Genomic DNA, 14,829 nt, shown 5'->3' on the forward strand with positions numbered 1-14,829 from the left:
CAACAAAAAGCAAATTATGAATAGTTAAAATTTTCTTCCAAAGAAAATTCACACGTCAACATATACACATTTCGATTAGCAATCTTCTTTAATTTAAAAACAAATTTAAGCTTTGTTTTTAATCGCACTTCACTGTTGAATGTGCAATTAAAAACACAAAAATATAATTTTAAAATATATCTATACTTAAATAAAAGTAAATAAAAAATATTTATATTGATTTATTGATAAATATTTACTAAAATAAAAAAGATTTAAATTAACAATTACAATGTCGGAGTTAAGAATGAAGTTTTTTGCAGTAATTGCATTTGTTTTTTCTTGTTTTTTTATAAACGAGAATGCTTTTTCCTACAATCAGGAAGATTTTGATTTTTTAGTAAAATCATCGCAACTTCTTGAGCAATTAGATACAACAGACCTACAATCCAAAGAATCTAAAGCACTATTAAAAGAACTTAAAAACCTTAAAAAACATAGATCTCAAAACCTTGACCTAAGCAGCTTAAAATTGAGCGATTTTACGTTTTCTCTGGAAAAATTGCATACAATTAAGGACATAAAATTAAAAGACAAATTACTAAGCTATATTAATCTTGAAGGCACAAATTTCGAAAACAGCACATTCAATAACGTTACTTTTATATCCGTGAATCTTAAAAATGCCAATTTAAACAACATCACTTTTGAGTGCTCACAATTTATAAGCTGCCCCATAAGTGGCATTCTAAGTGGTCATATTAATGCATCGGGTTTCCACAACTGCGTTTTAAGAGACTTAAAATTTATAAACACACATTTTAATAACACAGAATTTTATAACATTAACTTTGATGATGTTCATTTTAACAATATAGACGCTTCAAATTGCACCTACATTCTATGCACTTTCCCTGCAAATGCCCTTACAGAAGTGGATTATACACAATGTAACTTCACACAATCTTTTTTTGCAAATGATTGCTATATAAGCCATTGCACAGATTGTACATTTTATATTCCGGCACAAATAATTCAAAGTACAATAGGCACACATAGACCTGACTTCATGTATGCGAATGATTTTGAAAACAACAACAGACTAGAAACAATCAAAAAAGATGATTTAACAGAAATTCGTGCCAATCATCGTAAATCTATAAATGCAACTTCATCACGCTCACCTAGCCCTTCTTCTGAAAGATCTAAATCCTCATCCTCGTCCTGCTCACCTCTTGACAGCGATGATGATGATACACATTCTTTCATGACGCTTTCACCTTCCCCTAAATTAATCAGAAAACTTAACATCACGACCCATATTAATAAAATGGAAAACAAAAGTGAAACCCTTAAAAAAGGCCTCATGGCTAGCCTCAATGCTGAAATCAGTCTTTATCGTCACCTTTTAACAATTCTAGAAAGTGATTATGTTGAAAGACTTGCATCAGCTAAATACAAACGTACACCTCGTGCTCTTTTAACAAAAAAAACACTCGACCAAACAATCGACGCTGTCACAGCAAGCTTTGAAGCTCTTATAAAAAAAGTCGTTGATCACGTTGAAAGAGGATACAATGCTTCCGAAAACCAAAATGCTGAAGATCTAAGATGGGCAAAATGTAAATTTGCTGAAGAGTTAGGATATTTGCGTGGACCTGCAGTTGTTGGCCCAAAAGCATTCTTAAATGGCATCCTTCAACAAACACAATTTTTAAGTAAACCAAAAATATATCAAGAAGATATAGCCAGATTAAATGCTGAAATAGAAATTTATAATACAATTTCAAGTCACTATCAACAAGATTTGGCAAAAGACAAAATGCAAAACATTTATGATCTTTTTGATCAAAAAATGAATGCACCAATAGCCGCTTCAGTAGAAGACATTGCAAAGTCTTTCGAAGCCATTGAAACTGATGAAAATATAGCTTCAGTAAGACCTACAACATTTGCACCACAATCACCAACCCGCACACGCTTAAAAGAAATGAAAAAAGTGACAACAATTTTACAAGAAAGCAATGAAAATCTAGCTAACCTTAGATCAACACCAACTGCACCTGAAACACAACCACGGGGAGAAACCGAAAAAAGTAAATCGTTTAAAACACTTTTAGAATTTCACGAACAAAAATCTCGACAAAACTTATAAAATAAATATTTCAACTTCAAAAACACCTGAGTGCTACGCGCGCAGGTGTTTGCGTTAATGCATGTAACAATAAATACAACCCCTGATTTAACCTAATTATGTATATCCTCACAATCAACAATACCATAGCATATGTAACAAGTTTTTTGACATCCCTCGTATTTTCTTCTATTATCTAGGAAACGAGGAACATCATTTGAAACAACACATTACATTTTTATTCATTAGACTTTTTTCGAAACTCGCTAATGTGAGGCGAGTGATAGAAGGTTCGGCACGGAAGAACGCAGTGTATTCTTATATACATGAGGATCTGAGTACCGAAACGACACATCAATCGACCACAGTAGTAGAGTTTCGAAAGAAGTCTATTCTTCGAATGTCCTAAGGGACATATCCTATCGAACACCCCCCAGCCATTCATTTTACTTTTTTTCGTTGAGGAACGATCATGTCTCTACTTATTAGTTTTTGCCCCATTTTTCTATTTGTTGTTTTATATGTTGGCGCAGGTATTTATTTTTCACTGATGGGTGTTGAAAATTCTTTTTACCAGCTTTCACCCAATGTTGCCGTTATTCCAGGGATTGTTCTTGCCTGGATAATCCATAAAGGGCCTACAAAACATCGCTTTGATCAATTTATTGATGGTGTCCGCCATAAAGACATTATAACGATGTGCATTATATTTATTTTAGCAGGCGCCTTCAGCACCGTCACAAGCGCTATTGGATCTGTAGATGCAACCATTCATTTTGGCCTATCAATTATTCCACAAGATTATCTTCTTATTGGACTTTTCCTGATTGCCGCTTTTATTTCAACAGCCATTGGTACATCTATGGGCACGATTGCAACCATTGCCCCAATCGCTGCAGGTCTTGCAAGTCAAGGTGCCTTCCCTGCAACTTTAGGCCTTGCAACCATTGTAGGTGGCGCAATGTTCGGCGATAATTTATCAATTATTTCAGACACAACCATAGCCTCTGTTTCTTCTCAAGAAGCTAAAATGAAAGATAAATTTAAACTCAATGCGATGCTTGCCCTTATATCGAGCTTTATAACAATAATCGTCTTACTTTTTGTCCACGACACACAAACCTTTATCGAGCCTAAACCCTATAATTTTATGCTGGTAACACCCTATTTATTTTTAATTATTTTTGCGATGACAGGCGTTAATGTTTTTATCGTATTGTTGCTATCAATATTATATGCAGGGATTATTGGATATATTCATCATGATTACTCAATCCTTGATTTAAGCAAGGATGTGGCAATTGGTTTCAAATCCATGCATGACATCATGCTTTTATCCCTTTTGATTGGCGGACTTTCAGGTCTATCCCAAAAAGGATCAAAACAACTCGCACAAAAATTAGGAGATTGGATTTCCAAAAAAGGAAGCAAACGCTTTGCCCAATTAATTATTGCAAAAATTGTATCCATTTTTGATATCCTTTTAGCCAATAATACAGTTGCCATCATCGTCAGTGGCGAGATCGCACGTGAAATTGCTAAAAAACACCATGTACCACCTCATTATAGCGCAACAATTCTCGCGATTTTTTCCTGCGTCTTTCAAGGCATTATCCCTTATGGCGCACAATTGTTATTAGCAGCCTCCGTCGCTGGTTTGTCACCCCTAAGTTTGGTGCCACATGTTTATTATTGTTATATATTAGGCGCTGTGACGATTGTATTTATTTTAGTGAAAAAACCAACAAACGTCACATAATAAACGTGTGCACATTGTATTGACAATTATTATTTTAAAGTATAAAATTATGTTGTAAGGAGAGTTTTATCATGAAAACACAAAACAAAGATTCAACAGTCAATATACGCGTTGACAATTACTCAAAAAATTTAATTGATCAAGCGGCTTCTTTATTAGGACAATCGCGTTCGTTTTTTATTCTTGAAGCAGCAAAACGTTATGCTGAAAAAATAACATTAGATCAAAATAATTTTCATTTAGACCAAGAAGCTTGGGAAAAATTCAATTCATCCTTAGAAATACCACCTGAAGAGAATCTCAACCTTAGAAAATTAATGAAGTCTAAAATTAAATGGACCTAAGTATCAACAAGCCAGTACCTATATCAGAGGAACATAATACTGATATATTTTGCTCTGGTAATGATGCGCTCGATGAATGGTTAAAATTTAAGGCCCTTGCCAATGAAAAAAAACGCGCCTCTCGCTGTTTTGTCATCACAAAAAACAACGTCATTATTGGATATTATGCAATAGCCGCAGGATCTGTTACCCATAAAGAAGCTACGGGCAAAATTAAAAGAAATATGCCAGATCCAATACCCGTTATGATTTTAGGACGTCTTGCAATCGATAAAAATTATCAAGGCTTGGGCTTAGGAACAGCCTTATTAAAAGACGCGCTTTTACGTACTTCACAAGCAGCTGATATTATTGGCATTAAAGCGGTTTTAGTACATGCCATCGATCAAAATGCCGTTCACTTTTATCAAGAACGCGGCTTCAAATCATCCCCCATTGATGCAAAAATATTAATGGTAACTCTTGATGATATCATCCGACATATGTCAGACTAAAGATGATATAGTATTTTCCATTTAGGTTAATAGGGCGTTATTCGTCCCTCATGTAGGAAAAGACTACACTTCGCTCCTCATGCCTTCTCTTAACCTAAAGCGAAAACACTATATATAAATAACGTTCGAAAGCAACATCATGAATATCAACAATAAAATTGCAGTTATTACAGGGGCGGGTTCCGGATTAGGCGAGGCATGCACTATTTTTTTAGCCGCAAAAAATGCAAAAATTGCGCTTCTAGATTACGATTTATCCAAAGCTGAAAATGTCGCCAAAAAACTAAACACAAAAAACGTATTGGCTTTACAATGCGATGTCTCAAAAGCAGAAAGTGCTGAAAACGCCATCAACCAAATTAAAACACAATTAGGCACACCTTCAATTCTTATTAATTGCGCAGGCGTTGCAACACCCACGAAAATTATTTCTAAAGACGGTCCCTTGCCGCTTCAATTTTTTGAAAACGTTATTAATGTTAATTTAGTTGGCACATTCAATATGATGCGCCTTTGTACTCATCTAATGTCTCAAGAAAAACCTGATGATAACGGGGAAACAGGCATTATTATCAATACGTCATCGATTGCTGCATTTGAAGGACAAATGGGGCAAGCTGCCTATGCCGCCTCAAAAGGGGGTGTGGCCTCCCTCACCTTACCTGCTGCACGCGAATTAGCGCGTTTTGGGATACGCGTCATGGCAATTGCACCTGGCCTGTTTGGTACACCCATGCTTTTATCAATGCCTGATATTGTTCAAGAAAGCTTGAAATCAACCCTATTATTTCCTAAACGCTTTGGCTTACCAGAAGAATTTGCACAACTTGTAGGCGCCATCATTGAAAATCCGATGTTAAATGGTGAAGTCATACGCCTAGACGGTGGATTACGCATGCAAGCCAAATAGCAACAACTTCAGATTAAATGAAACCATCATCATTGGATTGGTCCTCACTTTCTTCTGTCTGTACTATAGGCATTTCTCCAAGATCAATACCTAAACAATCGAACGTGTCAATAATTAATTGCCAGTCAATCACTATGTCTCCGACTATTTTACCGAGAACATTTTTAACTAATTCCATTTTTATATCATCAATTTTTTCACTTATAATCAATTCTTCTTGTTTATTTATTTCAGATTGCGCTGTTTTAATTATTTCTTCATATTCATTTACATTTAGAGTTACATTTATATTTGGCTCTTTAGCGTTTTGAATACGTATAATGTCCGCAGCATTTTCTGAAATATTAACAGGTCTTAATGTTCGTAGAAGCTCTAAAAAAGATTTTAAGGATCTAGTCTCTTTATTTTCAAGCTCTTTTCTTATTTGATTGTATGAAGCCATAATAAAATCAGCTGGCGAAGAAAATTTTTCTTCATTAATCTTATGCCCAGAAATATTCATATCCGATTGAACAAGATGAAACCATGAATCCAATACTTTTTGTTTTCCTTCTATACATAAAATATCAGCCCCTAATTTTTCAATAAATTGCTCAATATAATATTGTTTGTTTGTTTTATCTTTTATCTCTTGAATGTGGTTCCAGCAATTCGCAACAATATGATAAACTTGCCATACTCTTTGCTCCAAAGAAACTTCTGTTTGCTCAGAATGCAAAATTAAATTTATTTTTTTACCAAATAATTGAGGTGAAATAACATGATACAAAATATCAGATGTCGTTTTTTTAGAGGCTGAAATTTCATAAGAAATCATGATGTTATAATTAATCAAACAAAATAATCCTTGCAAGAATTTTAAAGCATCATCAACGTTCTTGATGTCTTTATTTTCTTCTATATGACCTATGATGTCTCGTAATAAATCATTTTCTTTCTGACCTGCATCTTCTGCAGAACCTAAGTTGCACTTTATTGGATTTGTCAAACTCGCTTGTCCGAACAGCAGCATTTCACTTACAAATGAGCGTTTTTTCTCAAAACTATCAAATTCCCTATATTGATCAATATAAAACCTCATCCTTTCTTCAAACGGCATATCCAACAATCTTTTCTCTTTTTGATATTCTATTTTTATTTCATTTTCAATTAAGTCTTTTAGTTTTTGAAAAAAATAATCCATCATATGCAACGCAACAGAAAAATCATCTATTGTATCATCTATAAAACCGTTTAAATTATCCTTTACAACACCTCTATATTTTAAATATTCATAAAGATACAAATTACATTTATTGATTAAAAAATTGCCATCAATTCTTTTTTTAGATCGAAATTGAGATTCATAATTATCATAAATCTTAGACAATGTATGAGCATGTTGATTTTCATCATCAATTTTAGATAGAGCAATTTTTTCTTTACCTATTTTGAGTATTACAACATGTCGCTTTTCAACCTCCTCTATTTCTTTAAGTTTAGCATCAACAAAAGCTATTAAACGGCTTGTTTTAAGTAGGTTTTGTTGGGGAGGAGCTACTGCTTGAGGTACTGCAGGTAAAACAGCAGCTTGCGGAGGATTTGCCAATAAAGGCTGCCCCTGAAGTGGTTGCACAAAATGCGGAATGGCTGCCTGTCGAAGAGCTGCAGCTTGTTGATCTGCAACCATTTGAATATCACGTTGTCGCTTGCACTCATTTCTAAAATTTTCTTTTTTGATCTCTAAAGTAAAGTTCTGCATAACTATCGCAGGAAGATCTTGATATTGTTCTTCCAGGTATAGCCTGATTGATTGTTGTTCTGTCAATATTCTTAATTGTTCGCTTTGATCATGATTACTTATAGCACTGTTATAAGCATTAACATGTTGGAAGGACCCCATCTTTTCAGCAACAAAAAAAGATAAAAAATACAAATGTGAAGTTCGAAATTTTTGTCTGTCTTCTTCACTTATATCTTCTTTTTTACTTAAGATTTCACACAAACTCATGGCTTCAATAAAATGATGTTTCTCCATAAATTTAGGATCAATAGACATTAATATTTCATATGAATCATATTTTTTTTGATTATTGCCATGATACAAATATAAGATACTTAACATTACTTTTGCATTAATCAGCGAATCATATTGCAATAAAACATCTTCAATAAAATTGTAATTGTTTTCATATACTGAATTTTTTATAAATTCAAATAGATTTTTGTTATAATTTACAATAATTTTATTTTTTAAATCAGGATTAAGTTTTTGAATTTCTGTAAAAATATAACGGTTTTCAGTAAAAAAACTAGAAATCTCAATTAATTCTTTAAAATTATCATTGATCCATAGATTTTTATTTTCTTCCAAATCTAATGCTTCTGCTAATTTTAAAAAACCATCAACATATCCCTGATTTGCAGCCCATAAATGCAGATCTATTGCCTTTGGCTTTGTTGAATGATTGTTTTTTAAAAAAAGTTTATAACTAAAGTGCGACCATTTGCGTAACTCTTGTATTTTTACATCTTTTAAAAAAGCAGACATTATTTTTTGGGTATCTTTTCTTAAATCACATCCAATTGGTTTACCAAGTAATGCAGAATTTACTAAAAAAAATTGTGCAGCATCAAATTGTTCATCACTAAGTATTTTTAATTTTTCTAAAGCATTTGTTACTTTTTCTATAGATGCATTTTTTGAAGTTCTTTTACTTTTTAGAACGTCCAAAACGTCAAGAAATTTATTAAAATTTTCGTTAACTTTTAAATGTGCTATATATTTTTTATTTTTTGTTTGTACATTTTTTAAAAAATCTTTGTCAGTGAAATGCTCCTCAAGAGTAGTAACAAAATTACAAAAACTATAATATACAAATTTCGCTTTTCTGTTTCCTAATTCTGCATATATTGAAATAATTTCTTCGCACCTATACATTATTTTTTCAATGTCAACTATATTGTCTTTAAAAAAAATATTTTCATCATTCTGATTTAATTCGTCTGAATTTAAACATGACACAATATTAAGAACAATATTAAAGTAAAAAAAGTCATATTCATTATAATGGCTGTAATTATTAGCTAAAACATATTTAATATTATCACATCTTATATTAGGTAAGATAAAATTGCCATAAAAGCAATCCATTAAAAGTCGGTGGTAAATGGGAATGTCATATACTAAATGTTCTGGAACATCTTCTTCGCCTGTTGTGCTGCTTGATGTAGAGGTTGCCATGGAAGATTTTTGTGTTCTTGCTCTTTTTCCATTCCGTTCACCATCTTCTTGATCTCCTCTTTTTCTTTTTCTTGTTGACGCCTTTTGAGAGACATCATTATCACGCAACTGAGAGCTTGAGCCAGCTTTATGAGTATTAATTTCATTTTCATCATTGCCTACAGCATGCCCTGCTTCAAAATTTAGACATAAAAGCATTAATATGATTATTTTTTTCATTTCCGAATCCTTATCTTAAAATAAATTGTCAGATTTTTGTATATTTTCAAAAAGTTCATCAAAAACAAGAAAGAAATTTTCACCTAAATCTTCAAATTTTTGATGATATTCTTCTTTTTTATTGTTCCATTCTATTAAAAGAGTTTCCTTTAATTCTTGAACACCTAATTCGCTGACATAATGTAATTGCTCTGATGAGCAGGTAATATTGCTAACAATATTAAATTGTTGTGACGCATTACGTCTTAATAAATCAATTTGAATTGGCACATTCGATAGGGTTACTTTTATTAAAAAATCATTTAATTTCAAAAAAGAACTTTTAGATTTATTTTTTGTTATTAAATCTTTTTTTAATGATTCATATGAGTATTTTAAATATTCTGTTAGAATTTCAATTTGTTCAGACTCATTGCTTTCTATGTATGTTTTTTTAAAATGATCATCATATTTATCCTTTAGAAGTATTATTAAGTTTTCTTTTGTTTTTTGATCTATAAAACACATTAATTCATTGATACTTAGAATGTCTTTTTGACACAAAAACGATTTAGCAATCCGGTCTATAATCTCGTTAAAAATGCTTATGTCATTATCATAAACAAATTTAAGTTTTTCAATGAGTCTAAAAACGCAACTTTCTTTATTTTCACAGTCGTAAATCCACTTTCTGACGGTATACTGCTTTTGTGGAACATACTGAGCTGAACAATATTGCGGTAGAATATATTGAGAATGGTTTTTATTCGTTAAAAACATCTCTGTCTGGAAATACATGTTGCAATTAGCTAGCATGGCTAAATTTTGAAAAAATACATTTTTAATATTATTATAAGGGCTTTTAATAGCTTCTTTATCTAAGCTTATGATTTTCTTTAGAAAACAAATTTCTTCATTACACGCATCTCTCATTACATCAAAATTAATCTCTTCTATTAGTGAGATATCATCTTGCGCTAAAAATGGAAACATTTCTAAAAAATCATTATTTTTTAATAAATCGCGTCTTTCTTCGTCAAAATATGCTTCACAGTATTTTTCCACAAAATTCGAACCTGCCAACCTTAAGATATAATGGAAATTTTCAACGAAAGGGTAAACAACATGATTTCCAATATTGTCATCATGAAGTGATTCAGAATCAATAAAATCACGTGGATATTTTTTTAAAAACGCTTCATTAAATTTATTGTGTTCATTTTTGTACTTAATAATAATTTTAAGTGTTTTATTAAATTTATTAGGAATTACATTATCTAATTCTTTAACTAATTCTAAAAATTTTTTTTTATCACTATTAAAATCTTTATCAAAACCTATCCGAACATCAATTTTTTTAATATCATTTGGTATAAATTCTCTCCAATGATTTGTTTTTTCCACAAAGTTTTCAAGCTTTTGAATCTCATCAAGCGATAAATAGTAATTGCAAATTTCAATAAAAACACCAATATCAAAAACAAGAATTGAATAATTATTACGACTATTATGTACCTTAAACAAAAGGATTTCTAACTTTTCAGCAATTCTACTACATTTATCTAAATGTTTATTTTCAGTATTTCCAGATTTTAATTTAAAATTACTAAGGATAGACAATAATTTTTTTTTATATTCTTGCGCATAATCATTATCAATACTTACAAGAAAATCATAATGTGATAAAAAACTGCTCTCATCTGGATTTTGGAATAAATATTCTAAAGCTTCTTTAATCCAGGATAAGTTACGTCTAGATACACATCTAGAATTCTTAAGAAAGTTTTTAAAATGATGAATCGCGCATTCATGGTCATTTTTATCTTTCGCTTCTATTGCTGCATTAAAAAATTCAATTGTTTCCTTATTAAAATAACGACTTGGATCTTTAAGATCTTTCGTTTTGCGTGCTCTTTTAGATTGAGATGCTGAACTAATAGATGCTGAAGCATCATCTTCTTCAAGCTTTCTTTTTATTCCTTTGCCAGCAAATACTGAAAAGTCAACAAAAACAGTAAACAACAACAATATATATACGAATTTTTTCAATTTTACACCTTGTTTATTATAGTAAAAAAATTTTATAACAATTTTTATTCAATATGTCAACAGTAATTTAAAAACAAAGAATAATATTTACTTTGTTTATTTTTCTATTTAAAAAAAATCACTTTAATATATTGTCAGATCAATTAGTTAAAATAAATTTCATATGCCCCACCTTTAAAAACAAGCAATAACTAATTACATCTAAGTGAATAAGTGTTAATCTTATCTATACAATTTTAAAGGAATTAGACATGCGTATCTTTATTATATCTCTATTTTTAAGCACAATTGTTTTAACACCTATTATCGCTGAACAAAATCAACCAAATATAGCAACCATTCCTTTACCGCCAGCTCAAGAAAATAAGTATAATATTCAATCTTTTAAGCTTCCCAATGGATTAGAAGTTCTGCATATTCCTAATTTCAGAGCACCCGTCATCATGCAAGCCGTTTGCTATAAAATTGGATCAGCCGATGACGCGCAAGGTAAATCAGGTGTTGCCCATTATCTTGAACATCTTATGTTCCGCGGCACCAAAAACACACCCGATGGCGTATTTAACAAGACAATCTCTGAAATTGGCGCCGAATCAAATGCCTATACACAATATGATACGACCGTTTATTATCAGATTTTTGCAAAAAATCACCTTGAAAGAATGATGGAACTTGAAGCTGATCGTATGCAATATTTTGAACCAAACCCACAAGCTTTTGATAGTGAAAAAAGAATCATTATTGAAGAATATCAAATGCGTGTTGGTAATGATAAAAATGAACAATTATATACAATGACCAATGCAGCTTTTTTTGCAAACCACCCATACCGCATTCCCATTATTGGCTGGTGGGAAGAGCTAGAAAAAATTTCACGTGATGACGCACTTGATTATCACAAAAAATATTATGGGCCCAATAATGCAATTCTTGTGATTTCAGGTGATATTGATTTTGAATCAACTAAAAAACTTGCTGAAAAATATTATGGCCCCATCCCTGCACGTCCGACTATAGAACGTAATCGCACCCAAGAGCCTAAACATTTTCAAGAAACCATTCGTGTAGAATTAAGACATCAAACTGTAAGTGCGCAAGTGCAAGCAATTTACGACGCACCCAATTATCGAACAGGTGATCAAAAAGAAGTATTGGCACTTAGTATTTTTGAAAAAATACTTGGACATGACTCAACTGGCAAATTATACCAAAATCTTGTCATGCAACAAAAAATTGCGGGCAATGTCTATGCATCTTTTAATCCGAACTATCATGATCCATATTCTTTTGTGCTTGTGGCAAGCCCTAAAACTTTTTACGACTATAAAGAACTTGAATATGCGATACATGTAACGCTTAAAAAAATAATCAATGATGAAATTAATGACGCATTAGTTGAAGATGCCAAAAAAAATATTGTTTATGAAATGGATGAACATTTCAGTTCTCTTTCCAATATATCAGACTTTATTATTAAAGGCCTCGCCAATGGTCGCAGCCTAAAAGATATGCTGAATTTTCACCAGAATTTTGCTCAAATAAAAACAAAAGATGTTCAAGATGTTGCGCAAAAATATTTTAAAAACCCTCCGCGTATGATTGCTGCAGGCGTTTCCTTACCTCAATTGGAGTCAGATCAATGATCAAATTTGTAACATATTTTTTATTTGTTTTTTTCAACATTAATGCTGTTTTTTCAAATTCAGCTGAAATGAAATTACCGATTAAAGTCGTCCCCATTTTAACAAAAAATCAAGCATGGCTCATTGAAGATCCTTCAACACCACTTGTTTTGATTGAAATGACCTTTACCAAAACAGGCAGTTCTTACATGCCTATAGGAAAAGAAGGTCTTTCCACATTATTTTCAAATCTTTTTTTAAAAGCCCGCAATGGAGGAAACCATCATGAATTTATTGCGATCATGGATGGATTAAAACTAAAAGTGAATACAAATGTTTCACATGACAATTTAGGGTTTTCATTTTCGTTTCCTAAGGAAAATGCTGACAAAGTTATTCCACTCATAAAAACTCTTTTTAATAATGCTGTATTTTCTGAAGAAGATGTTAATAAAAATAAATATGGAGGATATACAAATTTTGCCCACTCAAACCCATCCTATGTTGCACAACGTGCTTTGCATATGAAGGTCTTTCAAGGTCATCCTTATGGGCAAAATCCTGATGGCGATTCTCAAAGCATTCAGATGTTGCGCGCTGATGATATTAAAATTTTTCCCCAAGCATTTTTAGCAAAAGAAAATCTAAAAATAAGCTTTTTAGGAAGTTTAAATGAAAAAGAAACGCAAAATTATGCGAATCAAATTTTACAAACTTTACCCGATGAAAAATTAATTAAAACTGATGATATTCCGTATATTGAACCCAAACCTGTAAAAGACTTAACGCAAATTTATCAAGATGTGCCTCAAAGTAGCATTGCCTTTATTTATCCAATGCCCAAATACAATACCTTAGATTATTACTATGCTACGATTGCCAATGTTTCCTTAGGTCTTACACAAGAGTCAAAATTATGGCGTGCAGCACGTGTCAAAAAAGGACTTGTTTACGGTATATCAACTGATATAGAGCAATGGCCTGCTTCAACTTATCTATACGGAAGCGCTTCAACTCAAGGTGCGCAAACACAACAAATACTTGATATTGTTCGACAAAAATTTACCAATTTAAAAACAAAAGGAATATCCGAAAAGGATTTGTCTTTCGCACAAAATCACTTAACAGGTAAAATCGCAACAGCCCTTATTGAACCAAGACAAATCATCAATTTAATCCATTATGCTCAAACATGGAATAAAGACATTGATTTTCTTCAAAAATATGTTGATGCCATTCGATCAGTCAAATTAGAAGATGTGAATAAATTTATACAAAACTGGATCGATCCACAAAAATTAAGTTTTGCAATCGTAGGCAAAAACGCGGGATGTGAAATCCCACAGGAATAAGGTTGATAGCTTCTACCCTTTAGTCGATTAATCTACGGAACAAAATTTAATTTTTTTCGAAGCATGTCGACTACTCAATTGTTTCACTGGACCAATAAGAGCCTAAGAGCTCGAATGCGGATCCAGGGAAACAAAGGAAGAAATCTTAAACTAGAATTTTTAACATAAAATTAAAAATTGTCCAGTAGATCGATTGATTTTACAATAAGTTATTAGATCAAACCCAAACAACAAAAATATTTTATTAAACAATAAAAAAATGATACAATGAACTGTCAATAAGCAAAAAAAATCGGAGGATACAATGAAAAAAATAACTTTTATAACATCGTGTTTTTTTACAATTAGCACTATGTTTTTTATTACCAATGCTAAAGCTGACACAACTTTAATGTGCCCCACAAAAGTTTCACTTGATAACATCAAAGCCCTTAAAACCGCTGGTAAAGTTTCACTGCCTACTGCAATACAGGAAGGTGGTACTTTTGCAACCAAACAAATGGATTTTACTGCAGGTAAAGGCGTTGATGAAATACATACAAAACTTCCAATCTCAAGCGCTAAATTTGAAGCTTCAAAAGTATTGGCTGAAGCCAAGCAAGAGGGTGATAGTCTTGTATGTAGATCATAGTACACGACACTTTTTTAATTTGATCTAAGGTATTGATTTTTTATAAGAAAACATAGTACAGACAAGATACAAAAAAAGGAGCTGTACAATGATAAAAATGAATACCTTAGATCAAGCAATAAATAATCACTTCG

General features: G+C 31.8%; 10 protein-coding genes. 8 read left to right on the forward strand and 2 right to left on the reverse strand.

Going from position 1 to position 14,829, the window contains the following annotated elements:
- The first annotated feature begins 286 nt into the window (after positions 1-286).
- The 5 genes from Q8L85_01395 (at position 287) to Q8L85_01415 (ending at position 5,620) form a co-directional block, all read left to right on the forward strand.
- A complete protein-coding gene (locus Q8L85_01395; GenBank protein MDP1723341.1) occupies positions 287-2,134 on the forward strand; it encodes a pentapeptide repeat-containing protein in 1,848 nt (615 codons plus the stop codon).
- Between the two features lie 451 nt (positions 2,135-2,585).
- Positions 2,586-3,872 carry a Na+/H+ antiporter NhaC family protein gene (locus tag Q8L85_01400; protein ID MDP1723342.1) on the forward strand — a complete coding sequence of 429 codons (1,287 nt, stop codon included), beginning with the start codon at positions 2,586-2,588 and terminating at the stop codon, positions 3,870-3,872.
- Positions 3,873-3,943: 71 nt separating this feature from the next.
- Positions 3,944-4,216 carry a DUF1778 domain-containing protein gene (locus Q8L85_01405; GenBank protein ID MDP1723343.1) on the forward strand — a complete coding sequence of 91 codons (273 nt, stop codon included), beginning with the start codon at positions 3,944-3,946 and terminating at the stop codon, positions 4,214-4,216.
- Positions 4,207-4,710 carry a GNAT family N-acetyltransferase gene (locus tag Q8L85_01410; protein ID MDP1723344.1) on the forward strand — a complete coding sequence of 168 codons (504 nt, stop codon included), beginning with the start codon at positions 4,207-4,209 and terminating at the stop codon, positions 4,708-4,710. Before Q8L85_01405 ends, Q8L85_01410 begins: the two co-directional genes overlap by 10 nt.
- A 139-nt stretch (positions 4,711-4,849) precedes the next feature.
- Entirely contained in the window at positions 4,850-5,620 is a 771-nt protein-coding gene (locus Q8L85_01415) for an SDR family NAD(P)-dependent oxidoreductase (GenBank protein ID MDP1723345.1), read from the forward strand.
- A 13-nt stretch (positions 5,621-5,633) separates the two neighbouring features.
- Here the strand turns inward: Q8L85_01415 and Q8L85_01420 are convergent, their stop codons facing one another.
- Both Q8L85_01420 and Q8L85_01425 read right to left on the reverse strand, forming a co-directional pair.
- Positions 5,634-9,062 (reverse strand): hypothetical protein, encoded by a 3,429-nt coding sequence (locus Q8L85_01420; GenBank protein ID MDP1723346.1) that lies wholly within the window; start codon positions 9,060-9,062, stop codon positions 5,634-5,636.
- Between the two features lie 15 nt (positions 9,063-9,077).
- Positions 9,078-11,090, reverse strand: coding sequence for a hypothetical protein (locus tag Q8L85_01425; protein ID MDP1723347.1), 2,013 nt, complete (start codon positions 11,088-11,090; stop codon positions 9,078-9,080).
- A 251-nt stretch (positions 11,091-11,341) separates the two neighbouring features.
- Here Q8L85_01425 and Q8L85_01430 point away from each other — a divergent pair, with 251 nt between their 5' ends.
- The 3 genes from Q8L85_01430 (at position 11,342) to Q8L85_01440 (ending at position 14,695) form a co-directional block, all read left to right on the forward strand.
- Positions 11,342-12,733 (forward strand): pitrilysin family protein, encoded by a 1,392-nt coding sequence (locus tag Q8L85_01430; protein ID MDP1723348.1) that lies wholly within the window; start codon positions 11,342-11,344, stop codon positions 12,731-12,733.
- The gene (locus Q8L85_01435; protein ID MDP1723349.1) at positions 12,730-14,064 is read left to right on the forward strand and encodes a pitrilysin family protein; all 1,335 of its coding nucleotides are present in this window, start codon (positions 12,730-12,732) and stop codon (positions 14,062-14,064) included. Before Q8L85_01430 ends, Q8L85_01435 begins: the two co-directional genes overlap by 4 nt.
- 304 nt (positions 14,065-14,368) lie before the next feature.
- The gene (locus Q8L85_01440; GenBank protein ID MDP1723350.1) at positions 14,369-14,695 is read left to right on the forward strand and encodes a hypothetical protein; all 327 of its coding nucleotides are present in this window, start codon (positions 14,369-14,371) and stop codon (positions 14,693-14,695) included.
- The last annotated feature ends 134 nt before the right edge of the window (positions 14,696-14,829 follow it).

The organism is Alphaproteobacteria bacterium (assembly GCA_030680745.1).
Taxonomy (GTDB): Bacteria; Pseudomonadota; Alphaproteobacteria; order JAUXUR01; family JAUXUR01; genus JAUXUR01.

Coding starts and splice junctions, on each gene's coding strand:
- Q8L85_01395 (MDP1723341.1), top strand. CDS start 287: ATGAAGTTTTTTGCAGTAATTGCATTTGTTTTTTCTTGTTTTTTTATA.
- Q8L85_01400 (MDP1723342.1), top strand. CDS start 2,586: ATGTCTCTACTTATTAGTTTTTGCCCCATTTTTCTATTTGTTGTTTTA.
- Q8L85_01405 (MDP1723343.1), top strand. CDS start 3,944: ATGAAAACACAAAACAAAGATTCAACAGTCAATATACGCGTTGACAAT.
- Q8L85_01410 (MDP1723344.1), top strand. CDS start 4,207: ATGGACCTAAGTATCAACAAGCCAGTACCTATATCAGAGGAACATAAT.
- Q8L85_01415 (MDP1723345.1), top strand. CDS start 4,850: ATGAATATCAACAATAAAATTGCAGTTATTACAGGGGCGGGTTCCGGA.
- Q8L85_01420 (MDP1723346.1), bottom strand. CDS start 9,062: ATGAAAAAAATAATCATATTAATGCTTTTATGTCTAAATTTTGAAGCA.
- Q8L85_01430 (MDP1723348.1), top strand. CDS start 11,342: ATGCGTATCTTTATTATATCTCTATTTTTAAGCACAATTGTTTTAACA.
- Q8L85_01435 (MDP1723349.1), top strand. CDS start 12,730: ATGATCAAATTTGTAACATATTTTTTATTTGTTTTTTTCAACATTAAT.
- Q8L85_01440 (MDP1723350.1), top strand. CDS start 14,369: ATGAAAAAAATAACTTTTATAACATCGTGTTTTTTTACAATTAGCACT.